This is a genomic window from Steroidobacter gossypii, assembly GCF_016801985.1.
Lineage (GTDB): Bacteria > Pseudomonadota > Gammaproteobacteria > Steroidobacterales > Steroidobacteraceae > Steroidobacter > Steroidobacter gossypii.
The window spans coordinates 415,892-438,023 of sequence record NZ_JAEVLS010000004.1 but is presented as its reverse complement, the minus strand read 5'-3'; the positions used below and the strand labels follow the sequence as shown (position 1 = coordinate 438,023).

Sequence of the window (22,132 nt, the reverse complement as noted above, 5' to 3'; positions counted from 1 at the left end):
TCACGCCGCCTCCTCGATATAGTCCGTGATCGAGTCACGGCTCGGCGTCATGCCCCTCATCTGCAACAGTGCGCCGGCATTGCCGCGATGATAGTTGCCGTGCATGCATACATGCAGAAGGATTTCGCCGCGAGTCATGCGCGCCTGCTTGCCGCTGGTGAAAGTGAATTCGACCGGCTGCAGGAAATCGTCATCCGACAAGCTGCGCACGTAAAAGGAATACCACTCGTCCACTTCCTGCGTGCTTTGCGCCAGCGCCGGCAGCTCGGGCATCGTTTCGGAGCGCGCTGCCTTGAACGTGTGCGGCAGTCCCAGCAGGTGATGCTGGAAGATGCGGTCGACCGCATGGATGTGATCGAGGATGCGAAGCATGATCCACCGGTCTTCGCTGGTCAGCCGGGGGAGATTCTGCCGGACCGTGTCGTACAAGCCGCGATCTGCCCAGCGTTTGACATCGATGAGCTGCGTGTAGGGATTGAAAGACATGGCGTTCGTCCTCCGTTGCCATTTCAGCGGACGGGTGCAGAATACGAGCGATAGCTCGCATTGCCTACTCGCATTCCGGAGCGCAGCCGATGGCGCGAAAACCGCTTACCAGGCCCAGAAAGCACGCCTCTCAGGAGCGTTCGCGCGCGACTGTGGATGCGCTGGTGGAAGCGACTGCTCGCATTCTGGTCAAGGAGGGCTTCGATAAGGCCAGCACCAATCGCATCGCCGAGCAGGCGGGCGTAAGCGTGGGTTCGCTCTATCAATATTTTCCCAGCAAAGAGGCGCTGGTTGCGGCAGTCATCGAGCGCCACACTCGGCAAACCATGGAGCTCGTGCAAGGTACGCTCGCGGCAGTCGAGCATCTGCCGATGGAACAAGCCGTGCGCAGGCTGGTAGCGATGGCGGTCGACGCGCATCGCATCGATCCGAAGTTACATCGCGTGCTCGCCGAGCAGTTGCCGCGCACCGGCAAGCTCGAGAGCGTGGAAGTTTTCAATCGCGAGAACTTCGTCTTGTTCAAAGCCTTCCTGGAGAGGCATCGCGGCGAGATCCGCGTCGTGGATCTCGACCTGGCGACCTTTGTCTGCGTGACCTCGATCGAGGCGTTGACGCACACGGCGGTCTTGCATCACTCCCAATCGTTTACTGAAGAAGTATTCGCCGCGCTGGTAGAGGAGGCCACGCGGCTCATCGTGCGATACCTGCAGTAGCTGTCATCGACGAGGTTTGACTCGACGGCGACTGCGCGGCTCCGATCGACCGCGAGTCGGAGCGGGGGCGAGTTGGGATCGCACCGACGGAGCTTGCTCCTGCAAGTACGACCACAGGCGGCTCGCGATGGGACCATGCGGCCGATCGGCGCGGCGTGCGACCACCAGATCTTCGACTACGCCGGGGTAGTGACGACCTGCGAGAGACACCAGGCGACCGTCGCGCAGCTCGTCCTCGATCAGAAATCGCGGCAGATGGCCCCAGGCCATGCCCTGCACGATCAGCTCCTTTTTCATGGTGTGATCGGCCACGGTGCATTGATGGGCGCCGTCGACGATGTAGTGACTTTCGCCCGGACCTCGCCGCGTCGTATCGCGAATCACACACTGAGTGAGATCGCGCATCTGCGCGGGCGCGATCGTCGCTGTCACGGGGAAGGGCAAGAAGCCCGGCGCCGCGACCGGGATCAGCGTCACTTTGCCCAGATCGATCCACTCCAGTCGCTCGTCGGATTTGTCGATGCGGTGGACGATGAGATCCGCCTCATCGTCGAACAGGCGCTCCCACGGCCCGGTGACTGCCTCGAAGTGCAGGTGCAGGCGAGTCTGACGAAAGCGAGCGAAGAACGTGCTCAGCAGTCCCAGCAGAGCGGGGCGCGGGCACAGATCGCCGAGCACCACTCTGAGCTGTGTTTCTTCGCCCATGGCCAGCTGTCTGGCATGCGTGCCCACGTCCTCGGCCAGCTGTAGCAGCCCTTGCACACGACGATGCAGCGAACGTCCCGCCTCGGTGGGCTGAACTCGATAGCCGCTGCGATCGAGCAGCTGCACGCCAAGTTGCTGTTCGAGCTTCGCGACGGCTGCAAACACCGCGGGATGGGATCGATGCAAACGTGTGGCCGCCGCTTGAAACGCGCCGGCCTGCACTACCGCGTCGAAGCATTGAAGCTCGTTGAGAGTGAACTGAGCCATTGTCAGAAGAAGTTACAGAGTCTGTCCGAAGTTAATAATATCCATCGAACAGCGGACTGGCTACGATTTCCCACGACGACCAGCCAGGAGATGTTTCGATGAGCCTCAAAACAGCCTTGACCGCAATCGCCGCGACTGCCGCTTTGAGCGGGTCGCCTGCGCATTCTTCCACCGAATCTTTCTTCACGACCGGCGACGGCATGCGCATGGCCTATCGCATCGACGGTCCGGCGGATCGGCCGGTGCTCATCCTGTCCAACTCGATTGGCACATCGCTGCATATGTGGGACGGGCAGATCGATGCCCTCGCGCGCAATTATCGCGTGGTTCGATACGACACGCGCGGTCATGGCAAATCGGGAGCGCCGCTCGGCGCGTATTCGCTCGACCGTCTCGGACGTGACGTGATCGAGCTCATGGATGAGCTGCAGATCGACCGAGCTCATTTTCTGGGGCTCTCGCTCGGCGGCTTCGTTGGGCAATGGTTGGGTATTCACTCGCCCGAGCGCATCGATCGGCTGGTGCTCGCCAACACTTCGCCGTACCTCGGGCCGGCCAGGCAGTGGGATGCGGCGATCCACGCCGTGGAGCAAGCGCCCGACATGAAGGAAACGGCCGAAATGTTTCTTCGCAACTGGTTCCCTGCGCAGTGGATGGAATCGGATGCGCCGGTTGTGAAGGAGTTCCGCGCGATGTTGTTAGCGACGGACCGTCACGGCATTGCCGGCGCTTGGGCGGCGGTGCGCGATGCTGACCTGCGTCGCACGATTGCGCTCATCAACCGTCCCACGTTGGTGATCGCTGGCCGCCATGACACGGTCACGGCGGCTAGCCATGGCGAGGCGATCGCCGCTGCGATTCCGGGTGCCCGTTTGGTGGTGTTGCCGGTGGTGCACCTTTCGAACATCGAACAACCGGAGCAGTTCATTCAGACGGTGACCGATTTTCTGGAAGGCTGAGTTACGCTGCGCGAAATCCTCTATTCTGGACGGGGACTGCCGAGCCGCCGTGCAGGCACTCGGCAGCAGCTTCGAGGTCTGACACAACCTTCATGTGTCCCAGCGGCAGTCGCCCTATACTTGCCGCCCTCCGTTGCAAGACTGGTGGATGCATGATGACCAACTATCGCCTCGTCGCTGTACTCGCTGCATTCCTGTCGCTCGCCACGCCGACACTCGCCGGCGCCGCTCAGACCACGCTGCCGGTGGAGCAGGAAAAACAGCAGGAAGAAAAGCAGGAAAGGCCGGCGCCCGAGCCCAAGGTGTGGACCACGCGACACCAGATCCGGATCGGCGGCAAGGCGGTGGACTACGAGGCCAAGACCGGCACGCTGCTCATGAAGAATGAGAAGGACGAGCCGATCGCTCTGTTCGGCTTCACTTCGTATGTGCGCACCGGCCAGGACACGACCACCCGGCCCATCGTGTTTGCATACAACGGCGGCCCGGGCTCGGCCTCAGCCTGGTTGCACATGGGCATCCTCGGCCCGCGTCGCGCCGTGATCCAGGATCTCGAGAGCAATACGCGCGGTCCGTTCAAGCTGGTGGACAATGAATACAGTTTCCTCGATCGCGCCGATCTGGTGCTGATCGATCCGGTCGGCACCGGCTTTTCGCGCCCGGTCGGCAAGGCCGAGGGCAAGCAGTTCTGGGGCGTCGACAACGACATCCGGTCGGTGTCCGATTTCATCGTGCGCTATCTGGGCGAATTCCAGCGCTGGGCCAGCCCGAAGTTCATCATCGGCGAAAGCTACGGCGGCATTCGCACCGGCGGCGTGACTTACGATCTGCTGACCCGTCACAACGTGTCGCTGAACGGCATCGTGCTGGTGTCGCCTTACATGGACTTCCTCACCGCGACCGCGGGATTGAACAGCGACGCGGGCGACGCGAACTTCCTTTCCACGTACGCCGCAACGGCCTGGTATCACAAGGCGCTGAATCCGCAGCCGCCCGAGTTGGTGCCGTTCCTGCGCGAGGTGGAGCAGTGGATCGATACCGTTTATCACCCGGTGCTGTTCAAAGGCGCACGCGCTACTGCCCAAGAGCGTCAGGCTGCGCTCGAAGGTCTGCAGCGCTACACGGGCGTGAGCGCGCAGTATTGGGACGCCGCCAATCTGCGGATGGACGAGAATCATTTCTTGCAGGAGCTGATGCGCGCGCAGGGCAAGACCATCGGCCGCATCGATTCACGGTTCTCCGCCGGCATGCCCAGCCGCATCGGTGAGACCACCGCGTTCGATCCTTACGCCAGCGCCGTCGCTCCGGCCGTCGTCGCCACTTTCAACGACTATGCCCGCCGCGAACTCGGCGTCGTCACCGATCTGAAGTACGTGCTCTCGGCCGGCCTCTACAAAGATTGGGACAACACTCACGTACAGCCGGACTCCAACGGCCGCCCGATCCCGTACGCCAACGTGCTGCCCGACCTTTCGTACGCGATGACCATGAACCCGAAAATGAAGGTCCTCATCCAGCAGGGCTACTTCGACCTCGCCTGCCCGTACGGCACCGTCCAGCACGCCGTCGACCACCTCAACATCACTCCGGAGCTACGTCGTAACATTCACATCGAATATTACGAAGCCGGCCACATGATGTACGTGCACACCGACTCCATGGGCAAGTTCGGCGAGACCACCAAGACGTTTATCGTCGAGAACTCGAACTGAGGAAGGAACGCTCCCGGAGGCATGCGGCCTCCGGGAGCGGTGGCTGTGTTCGAGGCATGATGCGCTGGGCGGATCGAGCAGGCATCAAGAAGATTCTCAAAATATCAAATGATATTGACCTGGACCCTACCCCGGTCATCGGGCCCCACCAGCGCCACGCAGGTGGCATCAGCTTGGCGGTGCCGGCGACCTTGGGCGATCGCGCGGGAGCGCCGAACTGTGCATAGCCACTCATCAACATGCTCATAAAACTTGCAAGTGCACTGTTGCTGGTGTTCGAACTGATCAAACACTCCTTACGCATGCCGTCAAGCAACGCTAGCGAGTTCTACGTATCCGTGTTCTCGATGATCTCTGAGGATAAGTTGCCTGGATGGTCGAGACCTTACGCTAGCGTGTATGCAGTGAGCAACGCATTGTCCCGTCGGGCCTATGACCGGGTGCTGGCGATGCTCCACACCCCAGCATGGAGTTTCCGTGGAAGGAAACTTCGACGCGGTTCCTGAAAGAATTGTTCGAGACTGCGCTCATCTTTGGCGACGATGTAATCGCGCGCAAAAGCCTGAGGGAAATGGCCGCTAGAGACGGTTCGCCGCTCGAACTTCGAGGCCGCATGAACGTGCTCATGCGCTGGAGATTCGAGGGGCTGCTTGCAAGCGAAGCTGCGGCGCTGAACATGACTGCCACATACTTTGCTAGTTTCCCTGAGTACGATGAATATTTCAAAGGGGCGATGAGTGAGTTGCTTGGCCAGGTTTCGGAGGCCAGAACGCACTTTGAGCGTTCGATGGCACTCGCCCCCTCGAATGCGGGGGAGCTGAGGGAGGCGTTAGGGAATCATCTCGCCGCCTTGTCTGCGCCACATGGTCACAGACGATGATGGATATTGCGGTCTGCTTTTGCGAGATCGCGCGTCTTGTATGGCGAGCGGGTCGCGCAGGACGGCGGCCGCCAGCTCGAAGCTCACGACCTGGTGTGTGCGCTTCTGGTTCTATATGGCGACCGAGGATTCGCTGCAACCTGACCAATGCCTCTGGCGGGAAGCCAGTAAATACGGCGTTGCGCTCCAACTCGCGAAGAAGGGAGATCGAGATGTTCAACGAGGTGTAGGGCCCCGATCTGCATTCGGCGGAGGGATGTAGCGTCGACTTCGGCGGTCGCGGCATGACCACACGAACATTTCGGCAGCAACGCCGTAGCCCCGGTTGCTGTCAAGTTGCTGTCAATCAGTTCCTGATATTTTCCTGCTGCGCCCCGAGATATAACAGCCGTTTCTCACACGACCGGGGGAGACGGACATGCAAAAGCGAGAGGGGCATGCGGGTCGACAAGAGGCAGAGTCGGGTTCGCCTACGCAGGATCGGGAGTCTGAGCAGGGTGGGGTGAGCCGGCGATCGTTTCTGCGGGTCGGGGCGATGGCGGGAGGGGCGGCGCTGGCGGGGTGGGGGAATGGGAGCGTCGCAGCCGAAGCGGGCCAGGAACTGGGTGGCGATCCGGGTGGGGATCGGGATGTCGCGGGAGCTTCCATAGCGCAGCTGCAGTCGAGAATGGCGGCGGGGAGGATCAGCGCGGCGGAGTTGGTCGATATCTATTTGCGGCGAATCGCGGCCATAGACAAAGGGCTCGACCTGCGCAGTATCGTGCAGCTCAATCCGGACGCACGACGAATTGCCATGCAGCTCGATCAGGAGCGTCGACGCAAAGGAGCGCGAGGGCCGTTGCATGGGATTCCAGTTCTGCTGAAAGACAACATCGACACCGCCGATCGTATGCAAACGACGGCAGGCTCGCTGGCGCTCGCCGGGGCGTCGGCCTTGCAGGATGCAACGGTGGCGAGAAGATTGCGTGATGCTGGCGCCATCATTCTCGGCAAGGCCAATCTCAGCGAGTGGGCAAACTTCCGCGGCTTTCAAAGCTCCAGCGGTTGGAGTGGCGTGCGCGGCCAGTGTCGCAATCCGCATGTGCTAGATCGAAATCCCTGCGGCTCCAGCTCGGGCTCGGCGGCGGCGGTGGCGGCAGCACTCACAACAGTTGCTCTCGGCACAGAGACCGACGGCTCGGTGGTTTGCCCCTCAGGACAATGCGGAGTGGCCGGGATCAAGCCCACCGTGGGACTGACAAGTCGCGCAGGCGTCGTGCCCATTTCCGATACTCAAGACACAGTCGGCGTGCACGGCCGGAGCGTGGCCGACGCCGCGACAGTGCTGGGTGCACTGACCGGCGTCGACCAACGCGACGCGAAGACAGCGGCGAGCGCTGGCAATTTCTCACGTAACTACGCGCAGTACGTGAGCTCGACCGGCCTCAAAGGCGCACGCATCGGCATCGCGAGGCAGTTCACCGGAGCCACCACTGAAACGGATGAAGTCTTCGAGGAAGCCGTTCAAGTGCTCCGCGATGCCGGCGCCGTGGTGATCGATCCGGTGGAGTTTCCGTCGTTCGACGAGTTCAACGCCGATCAATCCGAGCTCATCGTGCTGATCTACGAGTTCAAGCGCGATCTGAACGCTTATCTTGCGACGCGCTCTGGCGTGCCGGTGGGCACGCTGGCGGACGTGATTCAGTTCAACATCGAGCACGCCGAGCGCGAACTGAAGTTCTTCGGACAGGAGTTGATGGAGCTTGCCGAATCGGACGTATTCAGCGAAGCGGAATATCAGCAGGCGCTGGTACGCGGTCGGCAGCTCGCGGCCGAGCGGGGCATCGATGCGGTGCTCGCCACTCACAATCTGGACGCGATCGTCGCGCCGACCAACTCACCGGCGTGGCCGACCGATCTCATCAACGGCGATGCCTTCCTGTTCGGCAGCTCCGGCTTCGCGGCCGTTGCGGGCTACCCGCTCGTGAGTGTCACTGCCGGTTATGTGTTCGGGCTGCCCGTGGGCATCACGTTCATGGCATCGGCCTGGAGCGAGCCGACATTGATACGCGTCGCGTCCGGGTTCGAAGCAGCCGCGGCTGTCCATCGAGCGCCGCGCTTCCTCCGCACGTTCCAGCAGGGCGAGGGCAGTCGCACATCCGAAAAGCCATCGCGTACCTTCGCTTCGAGCGCATTGAAGACGCACGCCGCGAAACTGGATCAGTTCCTGGTGCCGAGGCTGCGCCGATTGAACTATCTGTAACCCAGAAAGCGAGCTGAACGGCGGCGCCGGAAAAATACAATACCGGCGCCGCCCTCCGCAGCATGCTCCGGCGCATTGCCAATGGAGTAGCAATGCAAGCCGCTCGCCTGGTCCGCATCGCGTTCGCCTTCGTCATCGCCGGCTGCGCCGGTTACCTGCTGGCTTCCTTTCTGTTTACGGCGGCCAATCTGTGGCGTCTCAGCGAGGTCGGCGCGCAGATCTCATTCGCCGATGCCGCACGCACCTTCTGGTTCGACGTTCGCGGCCTGGCGCCGTCCCTGGTATGGACTCAGTACGGCAGCCTGATCTTCATCGGGCTGGCGATCGCATTTCCCATCGCAGCGTTGCTTCGCTACGCCGCTTTGCGCGCGACGAGTACCGCGAAGATCGAGCCATTCCTATACCCACTTGCCGGCGCTACCGCCATCGCCACGATTCTGGTGCTGAGCTTCCAGACATACGAGGTTTACGCCTTTGCTGGCGCGCGAGGCTGGCTCGGCAACCTGGCGCAATGTTTTGCGGGCGCATGCGCCGGTTATTTGTTCCAAGTCCTGATGCAGCCATCGGAGGCACGCGCTTGAGTCTCAAACGTTGGGTCGAAATAGCTATGCTGGCGGTGGCGCTCGAAAGCACCGCGGCGACAAACATGCAAGTGGATGTCATCACTCAAGGCCTGGACACGCCTTGGGGGCTGGAGATCTTGCCCGATGGCCGCATGTTGGTCACGGAGCGTTCCGGCGCGCTGTATCTACTGGATGCCAACGGCACACGACTCGCGAAGATCGCAAATGTGCCGCCCGCGTTCGTGAAGTTGCAGGGCGGCCTGCTCGACGTGGTGGCGCATCCGCAGTTCGCAACCAACGCGACGCTATATCTATCGCTCGCCCACGGCAGTCAGAAGCACAACACCACTCGCGTCGTACGCGCCGTGCTACGTGACAACGCGCTTACCGACGTGACGGTCATCTTCGACACGACACCCAAAAGTAGCTCCGTGCATTACGGCGGCCGCCTCGCTTTCATGCCCGATGGCACGCTGCTGGTCACGACAGGAGAGGGTGCGGATTTCCGCGAGCACGCTCAGCGACTCGACAGTCTGCTGGGCAAGGTGGTTCGCATCAACGACGACGGCAGTATCCCGCAGAACAATCCATTCGTCGGCCGCACGGACGCCGAACCGGCGATCTGGTCATATGGCCACCGCAGCCCGCAGGGCCTCTTCGTGGATTCAATGAGCGGCGTCGTGTATCTCGCCGAACACGGGCCCCGCGGCGGCGATGAAGTGAATGTCATCGAGAAGCAGGCCAACTATGGATGGCCCATCGCCACCCACGGCCTCGATTACTCCGGCGCACGTATCTCGCCCTTCGAAACATACCCGGGCATGCGAGAACCGCTGGTCTACTGGACGCCATCGATCGGCCCAGGCGGTGTCGCGCTCTATCGCGGCGAGATGTTTCCGGAGTGGGAGGGCGACCTGTTCGTGGCCGTGCTCGGTCATCGACATCTGCGGCGCATCGATATGGACGGCGACAAAGTCCTCAGGCAGGAGCGCTTGCTAGAACATATGGACGCGCGCTTTCGCCAGGTCGAAGTCGGCGCCGATGGTGCGCTCTACGTGGTGATCGAATCGGTCAAAGGCGAGCCGCGTTCCGGACAGGTCCTGCGCCTGACGCGGCGGACACATCCCGGGCCAGCAGAAGATTCGTCACATCAGTCGACGCAGATGTCCGCTGCGCAGCCACCTGGCGCGGCGACGTTCCAGTAAAGAAGCGAAATTCCCGGATGAAGTGCGACTGATCGTAATAGCCCCGCAGCGGGTCTGCATCCCTGACGCAGCCCGAACAGCGCTGCAGGAACGCGTGGTATGCGAGCTTGAAGCGCACGATGCGACAATACGATTTGGCGGACATGCCCGACCACGCGATGAAACGTCGCTCCAACGTTCGTGGATCGATCCCGTAATCCCGCGCCGCCTGGGTCAGCAGCGTGCCGCCGTACTCTGCGCGGATCCTGTGCATCAAGTGCTCGATGATCGGATCCCGCTCGTTCATCGTGGCATGGCGCGCGAGCAGGAAGCGATCGAGCGCCACGGCGATCTCATGCGGATCGGCGCAATTCGCCAGCTGATCTTCCAGCGCGAGCAGGCGGCGATCGTTCAAATCGGGTAGCTCCACTGTACAGTCGCGATAGTCTGTCAGTGGCGAACGAAGCAATCCTCGCAACGAGCGGGGCTCGAGCTTCACTCCGATGACTCGAATGCGCCCGCGGTCGCAAGTCACAATGGATCGACTGCGCCCACCGATGACGTAACTGCGGCGCATATTCGCCGCTGCTGCGGCTGGCTCGAGATCGGCGCGTTGGTAGCCTTCGCCAAACACGAAGACAAGCTCCGCGTAGCCGTCAGGCATGTGCAGTTCGTGCTTGTCCATGGCGCGCGCCGCTACGTCGACGACGTAGTACGACTTCACCTCCGCTCGAAGCAAAGGGGTCGGCTGCAGCAGCCAATAGCTCATTTCCTCGCGAATCAGCGAGGGTGCGGCGAGGCTGTCGAGATTCGAGCCATGCATGCGCTCATCTTAGAGCGCGGCGCGATGATGTCCAGAACGAACCGGCGCAATCACAAACGGCGTCGCGTTGTCTTGAACGACGAGGGCAGTGCTGGCTTCGAGTTCCCCAAGCATTGTTGAATCCCAAGCAACACGTTCTTCTGCGTCGGCCGATTTATCGACATCGCTTGCGAGCGCAATCTCTCTCCCACGTCGCAGCGATGCGATCGTGAATGAATCTTTAGGAGAGAACGATGTTGACGAAGAAGAGTCTGATTGGACTGACTGCACTGGGCGCGCTTGCGCTCAACGCCGTGCCGGCGATGGCGCAGGTGACCGCGGGCAGTCAGGAAGTTCATGCGTACGTGGGCGAAACATTCGGCGACGACCTGACCGATCGCAGAATCTCCGGACGCACGCCCGAGCTCGATGACGATGTGACTTACGGCCTGCGCTATGGTTATAACTTCACCGATGCGTGGGGCCTTGAATTGTCGTTGGGACAGACCAATAGTGCGGTCACGGGTCTGCCCGGACGCGATATCGATCTGGACCTCACCACGTTCGATGTCGATGCGGTTTATCACTTCAATCCGAGCGGACGTTTCGTGCCGTACGTGGTTGCGGGTCTCGGTTACGCCAGCGCGGATCTCGATCGCCCGATCATCGGAGCGGTGAACGGCGGGTCGGTGCGCATCGGTGACGACAACGGCTTCACCGCGAACGCGGGCGTCGGCGCCAAGTATTTCGTAACCGACAAGGTGTCGTTGCGGCTGGATGCGCGCTATCGCTATCTCGACAAAGTGGTGGATCGCTTCGACGATTCGCTGAACACGTTCGAAACGACCTTCGGCGTCGGCTTCCACTTCTAAACAGTCCGGGCGGCTGACCGGCGCGATTCGATCGCGTCGGCGGCAGCTCGCCGGCTCCGAAATAACTGATAAAAAATCCGACGTAGTATTCGGAGTACACGCTTGAACGCGTCCGAATCTTTATAAACATCCGCCGCACCCTCCGCGGGAACGAACCAGGGGAGTTGGGCGTAGCACTAGGGAAAACGCGGGTGACACTTATAACGAGGACGCCCTCATGCCCCAGGCGAAGCTCTCAACAGGGATGTTGCTGTCATTGGCATTGCTGCTGATCGCCGCTTGCGACAGCGGCGGCGATGGTGGCGGGCAGGCTGCACAGGAGCCGCCGCCCACTTCACCGGGACCGCCGGATCCGCCGGCGCCACCGAATCCGGATCCCGAGCCGCCGGCCGCGACCGCGGGATTGGACGCGCGTCCCAGCAACACGACTTGTATCGCGCCACCTCGCCCGACCGGCAACGCCAGCTTCGCCACTGAGCGAGTGTTTCCAAACCTCAGGTTCGCCAATCCCAATGGCACCAGCAGGAATCCGCTGCTGCTGATCCAGGCGCCGCGCGATCGCAGCCGCTGGTTCGTGGTCGAACGCTTCGGCACAGTGAAAGTGTTCGAGAACAATCCGGCAGTGACCACCGCCTCGATGTTTTTGGACATCGGCGCGCGCGTCGAATCCTCGTGCGCCGAGTGCGGTTTGCTGGGGATGGCGTTCCACCCGAATTTCCCTGCGACGCCGAGGGCTTACGTCGTCTATACCACCCTGAACTACAGCGGTGGCCGCGGCCCGGACACCCATCTGTCCGAGTTCACATCACCCGACGGCGGGCTGACGCTGAATCCAGCGTCGGAGCAGGTCGTGATCACGATCGCCAAGGACTCGGTGCATCACCACGGCGGCAATATCATCTTCGGTCCCGACGGTTATCTGTACTTCGCAACGGGCGACGGCAACTCGGCGCGCCGGAACGACGCGCAGGATTTGCGGTCCTTGCTTGGCAAGGTGCTGCGCATCGATATCAGCGGAACCACGGGTTCGGCGCGGTATCGCATCCCCTCGGACAATCCATTTGCCGACAGCACCACGCTCTGTAACGTCAACGGCGCCGGCCCGCAGAACTGTCCCGAGATCTGGGCCTGGGGTCTGCGCAATCCCTGGCGCTGGAGTTTCGATCGGGACACCGGCGATCTGTGGCTGGGCGATGTCGGCCAGCGAGACATCGAGGAAGTGAATCGCGTGGTCCGCGGCGGCAACTATGGCTGGCGTTGTTTCGAAGGTACACAGGATCCCCAGCTGGGCGGCTGCGGCACGCCGGTCGGTGCGATGTTGCCGCCAATCGCGCAGTACACCCACGAGCTCGGTCAGGCCGTGACCGGCGGCTATGTGTATCGCGGCAGCGCTTTCCCGAACCTGATCGGTCGTTACTTCTTCGCCGACTTCGTGAGCGGACGCATCTGGAGCATCCCGAACGGCAGCGCGCCGACCCTGAACATGACCGCCGCTGAGGGCTTCGATTCGGGCTTGAACCCGTCGTCGTTTGCTGAAGATCCAGATGGCGAGCTTTATGTAGTCAACATGCGAGGCACCCTACATCGCATCGTGGCCACGGGCGGTAGCAGTGCGCCCGGCGTTCCCGAGCAGCTGTCCGCCACAGGCTGCGTGAGTGCGACTGATCCCACAGCGCCGGCCAGCGGCCTCATTCCGTACACGCCCAGCGCGCCATTCTGGTCCGACGGCGCGGCCAAGGAGCGCTGGATGGCATTGCCAGACGGCCAGAACATCGCAGTCGGCGCCAACGGTGATTGGGATTTCCCCAACGGCACGGTGTTGATGAAGAACTTCCGCCTCGATAATCGCCTGATCGAAACGCGGTTGTTCATGCGACACCCCGACGGAGTCTGGGCGGGCTACACCTATGAATGGAATGCTCAGGGCAGCGACGCGACGCTGGTCCGCGGTGGCAAGCGTGTGCCTGTCGGCGCGCAGGAGTGGATCTATCCGAGCGAGGCGCAGTGTCTGCAGTGTCACACCGAAGCTGCGGGGCGCTCGCTTGGCTTGGAAACGAAACAGCTCGCGACCAGCATCACGTATCCGCAAACCGGTCGACAGGGGCATCAACTGCTGACGTTGAACACCATCAACACGCTGTCGCCGCCGATCGCCGCTCCGGCTGCGGAGGTTGCATACCCCGATCCCACTGGCACCGCGGGCACGTTGAGCGAGCGAGCTCGTTCCTACCTGCATACCAACTGCTCGCTATGTCATCGCCCGAACGGACCGACGACGGCCAGCATGGATCTGCAGTACTCGACGCCGCTCGCGAGTACCGGCGCCTGCGATGTCGCTCCAACCCTCGGCGATGTCGGCATTGCCGACGCTCGACTCATTGCGCCTGGCGCCGCCGATCGCTCCGTTATCCCGGCGCGTATGAATCTGCGGGATCATCCGGACGCGATGCCGCCGAACGGCCTTGGCGCGCAGGTCGATACGGCGGGCGTAGCGCTGATTCGCGAATGGATCAACTCGCTGTCGAGCTGCAATTAGAGCGCGCAAAAAAAAGCGTCTGCGCGCCGTGAGGCGTGCAGACGCTTGCGGGATCTTTCACCCGGGACGTAGAACTTATCGGCTGCTGAGCACCGGCGGTTCGGGCGAGCGACGCGAACGGCCTTCGACGTCGGCGGCCATGCCGTGCAGGAACAGCTCCAGATTGGTATAGCCGCTCGCCGTCACGGTGTTCGGATTGGCCGGCAGCTGAAGTGCACGACGGTTCTCCGGATAGTTCGGCCAGCCGCCCGCGTTCCTGTTACAACGTGAGGTGCCGTTCGGCGCCACGCAGTTGATGAACGAGCCGGTGCGATCACGCACCTGCTGCACGACGCGGCGATCCACTGAATCGCGATCCGCAGGCCGCGCGCCCGCGAACTTGAGCACATGATTCAGCGCTACGCCGCCGGCGGTCGGCAAGGTCGTGAAGCCGGCGGGCCAGGCGACCGGAGAGGTCGACTTGAAGTTCTGCACGTTCACGCTGCCGTACACCGACTGCACGATCGACCACTGATCCGAGGTCATCCCTTCGGCATCGTTGTCGGCCAGGAATATCCGGCTGCCAGAGGGCAGTCGCGTCGAGTCGCCGCGGATCAGGATCGGCCCGTCCTGCCGATACTCGGGGCCCTTGACGTACACATTGCCGACCACCGAGTTGTTGGTCCGCTCGCCGCTCTGGCTCTGCATCTCGGTCGCTTTGTTCGACCAGTTGTAGATCACGTTGTTGACGATGGCGGTCCGCGTGCCGTTGGTCAGCGGATTGCGCGACTTGGCGCCGCTCATGATATTGCCGGCCAGCGTGATGCTGCCGTCCACCGGGCCGATGATCACGCCGTAGCCGTGCTCGCCCTCGGGGTGGATGGACTGATGCAGCGGCTCGGCGAAGATGTTGTTGGTCAGGCTGACGTTGTTCCAGTTCTGCCAGGCGCTGGCCACCTCGTCGATGGACCAGCTGAAGGAGCAGTGGTCGATCACGATGTTGCTGATGGTGGTGCCGGGCGCGCCCGAAATTTTCAGAGCGTCGCGATTGCCGGCAGGTTCGCCCTGGGGATCGTCGCCGGGACGCACGGCGAGGTGCTGAACCAGCACGTCCGACGTTCTCACGAACAAGCCGCCGCCGCGAAGCATGATGCCGGGCGAGGGTGCGGTCTGACCCGCGATCGTGATGTTTCGATTGCGCAGCACCAGGTCGCCGCTCATTCGAATGGTGCCCGAGACTTCGAACACGCACACGCGCGGGCCGGTGGCGTCCACGCAGGCGCGCAGCGAGCCGGCGCCGGAGTCATTGAGGTTGGTGACGCGGTGGACGGTGCCACCCCGACCGGCGGGTGTAGTGATTCCATGGGTAGAGGCCCCTGGGATCACGGGAACGGCGCCTGCGGTAAAAGTTGCAGCACCGGACGCGACGGCAACCGCGGCGAGCAGGCAGTGACGCACAGCGCCGGCTGCGGAAAGGCGGTTGGATTTCATCATCGGAGAATCTCGGTCATGAATGGGTTTCCTCTTACGTCTGCGTGAGTCGCCATCTCTGGCCACCCGCATGAGTCGTGCCTCAGGGCCGGGAGCACGAATAAAGTTACAAGCCCGCTGGCGGCGATCCCATCGGAGATGCCCTGAACGCGGGCGGAGTGTACCCGCAGCCCGGTGGAGCCTTTACCTGCACCCTAAAGGCGACATCCGGCAGGCGTGCGCGTCGCTCATGCGCGACGTCGGAAACATTCTCATGGGAACTTGCGCGGCCGTGCTCCGGTTGAACAGGCATTCACCGGGAAACGTCGAGGAAAGGGCCATGCGCAAAATGTTTGTTTCGATTGCTGCCTTCGGCGTGCTCGCGGCTTGCACCGGTGACGATCCGAACCGGAACAACGAGGGACCGTTCGAGGGCAAGCCGATGGATTCGAGCCCCTCGGTGCGTGATCGCTCCACCGAGGTGCCAGAAAACAAACAACGCCCCTACGCCGACGACCAGTCGACCGAGCAGACCACTGCCGCGCCACCGGATCCGGCTCAGTAGCCCGCTCGACGCGTCACTGGCTGACGCTGTGTGCGGTGGCGGCTACCTTTACCGTCACCCATTCCTGCAGGCTCGGTTGGAACTGCAGTGGGGCTGCGCCGTTCCCCGCTACAGGACCGTCGTTTCAGGTGGAGGCATACATGAAAGCTTTGATCGCATTGTTCGCCGCGGCACTGTTCACGACCGCGGTTGCGGACGACCAGTCGAAACGGGACAAGACCCGCGACTCGTCGATGCGCACTTCGGAAGTGAAGTTCAAACAATTGGATCGCGATGGCGATAACCAGTTGAGCAAAGCCGAGGCGCAAAGCGAGGACGTGCTGAGCGCGCGCTTCTCCAAGGTAGACTCGAACTCCGACGGCTTCCTCAGCAAGCTGGAGTACGAAAACAGTGAGAACACGGATCGGCCAGTGACCGACCGTTAGTGTTGACTCGATATCCTTGATGGAATCACGAGCTGCGCTCCGTGCATCGCACGGAGCGCAGCGACGTCACAGGAGCAGGAACGCTGCAGCGGCCAGCAGCGTCGGGCCAAGGGCGCCGAGAAGCAAGCCGCCTGCACCGATCGTTTCATCGGCGAAGCCGCGTTTCAGCAGGGAGGCTCCCGCAGGATTGGGAGCATTGGCGATGACAGTCAAGCCGCCACCGGCCACGGCGCCGGCGACCAGCATGTACTTCGATTCGTCGCTGATGTCCGTGATCAACGAGCCGAGATAGGTGAGCGCGGCGTTATCGGTGATCGCGGTGAGAGAGGTCGCGCCGACGAACAGCGCCAGCGGTTCGAGGCTCGATACGATGGGCTGCAGCCACCAGCGCTGCATGCCGCCCAACAATACCAAGCCAGCGAGGAAGAAGCCGACCAGCAGCGCCTCTTTCACGATCAGCGGGCTTTGATACTCCTCGTAGGCCTGCGCGAAGCCCAGAAACATCAGGAACAGGCCCAGGAAGATGATGGGGTGATGGGCGAACATGACCACCGCGCCCAGGAACAGGAAGTGCACGAACACTACCACCAGCGGAGTGCCCGGACCCTGTAGCGTGGGATCACCCTCGATCGAGGGAAGTTGCTTGCGCAGTAACGCGGTCACCACGGTCGCATTGATCATCACCACCAGCGCCGCCTTCCAGCCGAAGTTGAGCAGCATGAACGTCGAGTCCCAGCCCCAGGTGGCGGCAACCATCAACACTGGCGGCGCCGCATAGGAGGTGAGGGTGCCGCCGATGGAGATGTTCACGAACAGCACGCCCAACGCCAGGTATTTGGCGCGCTCTGGCACCTGCGGCCGAAACACCTGTGGAGCGAGCATCAAGGCCGCGATGGTCATGGCGGCCGGCTCGGTGATCAACGAACCGAACAGCGGCACGATAGCCAGGCTCAACCAGGCAAGCATCACCGGGGTGGGTAAGGGCGCCAGGTGCGCGACGGCTCGCAGACTGGCCTGAACCGCGTGGAGGATGGGCCGCGAGGCCGCGATCACCATGACGACGAAGACGAACAGCGGCTCGGTGTAGTTGCGCGATTCGGCGTAGGCCACAGCATTCTCGCCGCCCGCCATCAACGCCATGGAGGCGATCAGCACGATGGCCCAGAAGCCGAACACGACTTCCACTTCGCCGAGCAGATGGAACAGACCGGCATGACGCGGCGAGCGGACCGCGAGCCGTTCGAAGTGTTTGACGGAGAAAGTGTGAAGCAGAGCCAGCGCGAACAATACGGCGGCAATCTTCTGCAGCAGCGGATCGGTCTCTATATTCATGGCGCAGTCAAGTCGCGCGGCGGCCCGACCAGCGCATGAACCTATCGCGCGACCTGATTCGGCGACACCCGGCGCGAAGTGTAACAGATCGAGCTGTGTACTGCGTGCACTACGGATCGATCCGCCGGAACGATCGCAACGCTCGAGTCGTTGCGAGCAGGCGTCCGTTGCGGACGCGGCATGCATTGCAATGCTGGTCAACGATTCGGCAATGATTGGAGGGACGCTCGATGGCAACCAAGAAAAAGTCGCGTGCGCGCGCGAAGACACGTTCGCGGCCGAAGCAACTGTCGCCGGGTGCGACCGAGTTGCTGACCCTGGAGCTGCAGGAGATCCATAGCGCCGAGAATCAGCTGATGCGCATCGCGCCGCGGTTCATCAAGGCGGCGCAGTCGCCCCAGCTGCAGCAGTATCTGGATCGGCGCATGGAGACCGGAATGCAGCTCATCGAAGATATCGAGCAAGCGTTCGAGGAATTGGAGCAGGGCCCCAGCCGCAAGAAGAACGTGGCGGCCGAAGGTCTGCTGAACGACGTGCGTCAGCACATTCAGGAGATCGCTCCGGGTTCGGCGCGCGACGCGGTGTTGATCGCCGGCGTTCAGAAGCTCGAACACTACTGCATCGCTGCCTGGGGCACATCACGCGCCTTGGCCGCGGCGCTGGGTATCCGGTCCGTGACGGAGTCGATGACGCGAGCGCTGGACGAGGGCAGGGACCTGGATCAACAGCTGACGCAGCTGGCCGAAGAGTCGATTCTGCCCAACCTGCTCGCCGATGAAGACGCCGACGAAGCCATCGAGGAGGAGGACGAGGTGCAGCAAACCCCGAAACGTTCGCGCCGGAGCTCGAGCTCGGAGCGTCGCGCTCCTCACTAGCTGGAACTTTGCGAGCGCAGGTAGTCGACGATCTGCTGGCGCACGGCCTGATCGTCGATGCCCTTGTAGGGCTTCATGTTGTTGTTCGGAACCACCTGGTCGGGATTCTGGATGAATTTGTCCAGGGTCGCATCGTCCCAGGTGATCCCGGAGCTTTTCAGGCCTTGCGAGTAGTTGCCGTAGCCGGAAGAGGCGCCGGCTTTGGCGCCGTGGATCTTATGCAGCGACGGTCCCAGCCGATGGTCGCCTTCCTTCACCGAATGACAGGTCCGGCAGTGATTGTTGAAGGCTGCGGGCGCCGGCTCCGCGGCTGACGCGGGGGGCGCCGCCCAGGCGATCCCCAACACGACCCATCCAGCCGCCACAACGTCACGAGTGATCATAAAGACTCCCCCCGACACGGCCTATGCAGGCTTAACGCCGGGTTTTTGGGGTTGTTCCGAGCTGCTCCCCGCAGTAAGTTGCTGGCCTCGCCGAACAGAGGCTCACGGAGGGCAGGGCGTGGTGAAGCACCGCTGGTCTTTGACGCTTGCATTGCTAACGCTGGCCTCGTCGGCCGTCGCGCGGGATCGGATGGACCTGCCTCGCGCGACTGTGCTGACCGTAGAGAGCGCAACGCCCGCGGCAGCGAAAAATGTTTCCAGGCAGCAGTTGTTACATTCGGCCCACCGGGCTGTCACATCGCACGCGACCCAGCTTGGGGTCGCGAGCGGGCAGCCGTTGCAACCAGCAAGCGTGCATGCGTCACCACACGGCGCCACCGTAGTCACTTACACGCAAGCACTCGGTGCTCATGAAGTCTGGGGAGGCCGTATCGCCGCGGTCCTGGATAGCAGCGGAGTCGTTCGTGCGGTGACAGGCGGCTTCAGCCCGAATGTGAGTTCCGCGAGCAGCACGGCGTTCAGGCTCGATGCAGCCTCGGCATTGCAAGCATTGCTGAGGAACAGCGGCATCGCAGCGGGCACGCCGACGGCGCTGGAACAGCGCGGCGGATATTCGTATTTCTCGGTCCAGTCGGCGTCGTTTCGAACGCTGCGTCCGTCGCGACTCAAGCCGGTGTATTTCCCCGCCCGGGGCCGGTTGATCGCCGCCTACTATGTCGAGATCTTCGGCTGGCGCTCCAATCAAGCGCATGCCGAGGGGTGGGGTGCCGTTGTGTCCGCGGAAGACGGCAGCATTCTGCAACGAACCCGGCTGACTCACGATCACGCTCACTCCTATCGCGTTTTCAGCGACACCGATGGCACGCCGCTCGAAAACGCATTCGGCGATACCGCGCCTCATCCCACCGCAGCTCCCGACGGTTGGCAGCCGACCGCGCCGGCGCCCATGCAACTCGTGACGCTCGATCATGCGGGAATCTCGACCGGCGATCCTTGGCTGCCGGTCGGCGCGACCCACACCGTCGGTAACAACGCCGATGCCTTTTTCAATAGCCTGGTCGCCGTCGGCGGCGTTTGGGACTTTCAAGGTGACGGTCCGATGTTCAGTCCCGACGAGGGCGATTTCCGCGCTCCGCTGAGCGGCCCGGCGAGGTTCGATTATTTCTATGACGTGACTGCCAGCGCGTCCGACTATGTGCAGATCCCGGGCGAACCTGCCACGCCGGTGCCGACGACCTCCACTCAGTTGAATGCGAAGATCGTCCAGGCCTTCTACGCGGTCAACTATCTCCACGACCTGTTCTACGACCTGGGCTTCGACGAAGCGGCCGGCAATGCTCAGCATGACAACTACGGCCGCGGCGGTCTCGCCGGCGATCGCGTCGTCGTCAATCCCGCCTTTCTTGGCTCATTCACGTTCGCTCCAGCGGATGGCGAAAGCCCGCAGCTGTACCTCGGGCCGAACAATTTCAGCGGTTCGCTGCGGGATCCCTCGGCGTTCGATTTCTCGGTGCTGTCGCACGAGTGGACGCATGTTTTGTTCGGCCGGCTGGCGGTGGCCGGCCCGAGCGCGCAGAACCAGGCGTTGAATGAAGGTACCGCGGATTTCGTCGCCACGCTGTTGTCAGCAACCGCGTCCGATCGGAATGCCGCGCCGAATTCGACGCCGTTCAGCGGCGCCTACGCGGCGGGCGCATACACGAATCTGGACTACGATCTGCCGTGGGACACGTTGCCCGCCGCAGGCTCGCCAGGCTATCCAGACAATGCTTACTATCACGGCGTCCGGCGCTTTCCGTATTCAGCGGACCTGTCCATCAACCCGCTGACGCTGCGTCACATCGGCTACAGCAACGATTTGCCAGCCGCCAGGTCGCGGCCGTTCGATTGGAAATTCCGTTCGCTTGCGAATCCGCAGATTCATAGCGCGGGTGAGGTGTGGGCCAGTGCGCTATGGCAGTGCGCACGAAACATTCTCGCTGACGAGTCCCGATTCGCCTTCGACGACCGCAAGCGACGCATTCTGGCGCACCTCGTCACCGGTCTGAAGATGTTTCCTGTGGATGCCGATTTCATCGAGGCGCGCAACGCGGTGCTGTTCGCCATGCGCGCCAGCGATCTCACCGATTATGAGTTATGCCGGCGCGGCTTTGCGAAGCGCGGCTTCGGTGCCGGCGCGCTCGCTCCCAAACGGAACGACGCCAGCAATGACAGCGTCAAGGAAAGCTTCTCGAACTCCGATGCGGCGCTGACCTTCGTGGACTGGCAGCTCACGGAGACCAGTGGCGACGGTGACGGGGTGCTGGACGCTGGCGAGACGGGACAGCTGATCGTGACTTTGAAGAACACGGGCCTCACGCCACTCACCGAGTCGGGCATCCAGGTGCCCGCAATGCCCGGCGCCTATGTATTCCCCGCCGGCGCCTCAGCTGCCGGCATCGCCTTGCAGCCGAATGAGGAGTACACGACCGGCTTCGATGTGCGGCTCGCGCCGGGCGCATCCAGAGTGACGTTCAAACTCACGGCGCGCGATGAACAGCGATCTGACGTACACGCGCGCCAGCACGCAGATTTCACCGTGAACTACGACCTCCGGCGCGATCTCACGACCGACCGGCTGTCCTCGGAGCAGAGCTTCGCCGCCGACTGGACCACCGGTTTCGAGCTGGATCACGGCTGCCCGGTCACCTGCGAGAGCGACTTGACCAACTGGCAACGCCTGAAGCATCGCGGCCAATATGCATATCGCATCGGTAGCGAACACATCGGCCTCGATGCGCATCTCGCGACCGTCCCGTTCGACGTGCGCACCGACGTTCCACTGCGCATCATGCTCACGCATGACTACGACCTGACTCGCACGTCACTGTTCGGCGGACCCACCGAAGGCGTGATCGAAATCAGCGTAGACGGCGGCGCGTGGCAAAGTATCGCAACTCACCTGGTCGCTGGCAGCGCCACGTACTCAGGGAATAGCAGCGGATGGGAAACAGACATTCTGGATTTCGGCCAAGCGCTCGGCGGACACTCGATACAACTGCGTTGGCGCCTGATGGCAGGAGAGGGCTTCGATCCTCAGCCCATCCACTGGGCCCTGTCGCGCATTGAGATCAGAGGCGCGGCCATGCCAGTGTTCTCCAGCATGTACGCTGAGCGGAGGTGATTGAGTCACGCCGGCAGCA

At 62.5% G+C, this 22,132-nt stretch carries 18 protein-coding genes and 1 pseudogene; 13 read left to right on the top strand and 6 right to left on the bottom strand.

The window, feature by feature from the left end; all coding sequences use genetic code 11:
* Positions 1–486, bottom strand: coding sequence for a DinB family protein (locus JM946_RS18880; protein WP_203168913.1), 486 nt, complete (start codon positions 484–486; stop codon positions 1–3).
* An 89-nt stretch (positions 487–575) separates the two neighbouring features.
* Here JM946_RS18880 and JM946_RS18875 point away from each other — a divergent pair, with 89 nt between their 5' ends.
* On the top strand, positions 576–1,199 hold the full coding sequence (locus JM946_RS18875) for a TetR/AcrR family transcriptional regulator (RefSeq protein WP_203168912.1): 624 nt from the start codon (positions 576–578) through the stop codon (positions 1,197–1,199).
* A gap of 3 nt (positions 1,200–1,202) precedes the next feature.
* Here JM946_RS18875 and JM946_RS18870 read toward each other — a convergent pair whose 3' ends face one another.
* Entirely contained in the window at positions 1,203–2,171 is a 969-nt protein-coding gene (locus JM946_RS18870) for a LysR family transcriptional regulator (RefSeq protein ID WP_203168911.1), read from the bottom strand.
* Positions 2,172–2,371: 200 nt separating this feature from the next.
* Here JM946_RS18870 and pcaD point away from each other — a divergent pair, with 200 nt between their 5' ends.
* The 6 genes from pcaD (at position 2,372) to JM946_RS18840 (ending at position 9,732) form a co-directional block, all read left to right on the top strand.
* Positions 2,372–3,130: a 3-oxoadipate enol-lactonase gene (pcaD, locus tag JM946_RS18865; protein ID WP_407700582.1), complete on the top strand. Its 759-nt coding sequence runs from the start codon at positions 2,372–2,374 to the stop codon at positions 3,128–3,130.
* A 155-nt stretch (positions 3,131–3,285) separates the two neighbouring features.
* Positions 3,286–4,842: a S10 family peptidase gene (locus JM946_RS18860; RefSeq protein WP_218042981.1), complete on the top strand. Its 1,557-nt coding sequence runs from the start codon at positions 3,286–3,288 to the stop codon at positions 4,840–4,842.
* Positions 4,843–5,308: 466 nt separating this feature from the next.
* Complete coding sequence (locus tag JM946_RS18855; protein WP_203168908.1) at positions 5,309–5,722, top strand: hypothetical protein; 414 nt, start codon at positions 5,309–5,311, stop codon at positions 5,720–5,722.
* 502 nt (positions 5,723–6,224) lie between these two features.
* On the top strand, positions 6,225–7,964 hold the full coding sequence (locus tag JM946_RS18850; RefSeq protein ID WP_203168907.1) for an amidase: 1,740 nt from the start codon (positions 6,225–6,227) through the stop codon (positions 7,962–7,964).
* A gap of 92 nt (positions 7,965–8,056) precedes the next feature.
* Complete coding sequence (locus JM946_RS18845) at positions 8,057–8,545, top strand: hypothetical protein (RefSeq protein ID WP_203168906.1); 489 nt, start codon at positions 8,057–8,059, stop codon at positions 8,543–8,545.
* Positions 8,542–9,732: a PQQ-dependent sugar dehydrogenase gene (locus JM946_RS18840; RefSeq protein WP_203168905.1), complete on the top strand. Its 1,191-nt coding sequence runs from the start codon at positions 8,542–8,544 to the stop codon at positions 9,730–9,732. Before JM946_RS18845 ends, JM946_RS18840 begins: the two co-directional genes overlap by 4 nt.
* Before the next feature lie 31 nt (positions 9,733–9,763).
* Here JM946_RS18840 and JM946_RS30530 read toward each other — a convergent pair.
* A pseudogene (locus tag JM946_RS30530) lies at positions 9,764–10,480 on the bottom strand (DUF6597 domain-containing transcriptional factor); the annotation flags it as partial.
* 287 nt (positions 10,481–10,767) lie between these two features.
* On the opposite strand from JM946_RS30530, the gene JM946_RS18835 reads away from it, so the two are divergent.
* Both JM946_RS18835 and JM946_RS18830 read left to right on the top strand, forming a co-directional pair.
* On the top strand, positions 10,768–11,385 hold the full coding sequence (locus tag JM946_RS18835) for a porin family protein (RefSeq protein ID WP_203168904.1): 618 nt from the start codon (positions 10,768–10,770) through the stop codon (positions 11,383–11,385).
* Positions 11,386–11,602: 217 nt separating this feature from the next.
* Positions 11,603–13,921: a PQQ-dependent sugar dehydrogenase gene (locus JM946_RS18830; RefSeq protein ID WP_203168903.1), complete on the top strand. Its 2,319-nt coding sequence runs from the start codon at positions 11,603–11,605 to the stop codon at positions 13,919–13,921.
* Positions 13,922–13,996: 75 nt separating this feature from the next.
* Here JM946_RS18830 and JM946_RS18825 read toward each other — a convergent pair whose 3' ends face one another.
* On the bottom strand, positions 13,997–15,394 hold the full coding sequence (locus JM946_RS18825) for a pectate lyase family protein (protein WP_203168902.1): 1,398 nt from the start codon (positions 15,392–15,394) through the stop codon (positions 13,997–13,999).
* A gap of 316 nt (positions 15,395–15,710) precedes the next feature.
* On the opposite strand from JM946_RS18825, the gene JM946_RS18820 reads away from it, so the two are divergent.
* On the top strand, positions 15,711–15,935 hold the full coding sequence (locus JM946_RS18820) for a hypothetical protein (protein ID WP_203168901.1): 225 nt from the start codon (positions 15,711–15,713) through the stop codon (positions 15,933–15,935).
* Positions 15,936–16,075: 140 nt separating this feature from the next.
* Positions 16,076–16,360, top strand: a complete 285-nt coding sequence (locus JM946_RS18815) for an EF-hand domain-containing protein (RefSeq protein ID WP_203168900.1) — start codon at positions 16,076–16,078, stop codon at positions 16,358–16,360.
* Positions 16,361–16,426: 66 nt separating this feature from the next.
* On the opposite strand, the gene JM946_RS18810 is transcribed toward JM946_RS18815, so the two are convergent.
* The gene (locus tag JM946_RS18810; RefSeq protein WP_203168899.1) at positions 16,427–17,692 is read right to left on the bottom strand and encodes a putative Na+/H+ antiporter; all 1,266 of its coding nucleotides are present in this window, start codon (positions 17,690–17,692) and stop codon (positions 16,427–16,429) included.
* Between the two features lie 230 nt (positions 17,693–17,922).
* On the opposite strand from JM946_RS18810, the gene JM946_RS18805 reads away from it, so the two are divergent.
* Positions 17,923–18,567, top strand: a complete 645-nt coding sequence (locus JM946_RS18805) for a YciE/YciF ferroxidase family protein (protein ID WP_203168898.1) — start codon at positions 17,923–17,925, stop codon at positions 18,565–18,567.
* On the opposite strand, the gene JM946_RS18800 is transcribed toward JM946_RS18805, so the two are convergent.
* Positions 18,564–18,950, bottom strand: a complete 387-nt coding sequence (locus JM946_RS18800; RefSeq protein ID WP_203168897.1) for a c-type cytochrome — start codon at positions 18,948–18,950, stop codon at positions 18,564–18,566. The two genes, JM946_RS18805 and JM946_RS18800, sit on opposite strands and share 4 nt — an antisense overlap.
* A 118-nt stretch (positions 18,951–19,068) precedes the next feature.
* On the opposite strand from JM946_RS18800, the gene JM946_RS18795 reads away from it, so the two are divergent.
* Complete coding sequence (locus tag JM946_RS18795) at positions 19,069–22,113, top strand: M36 family metallopeptidase (RefSeq protein WP_203168896.1); 3,045 nt, start codon at positions 19,069–19,071, stop codon at positions 22,111–22,113.
* The last annotated feature ends 19 nt before the right edge of the window (positions 22,114–22,132 follow it).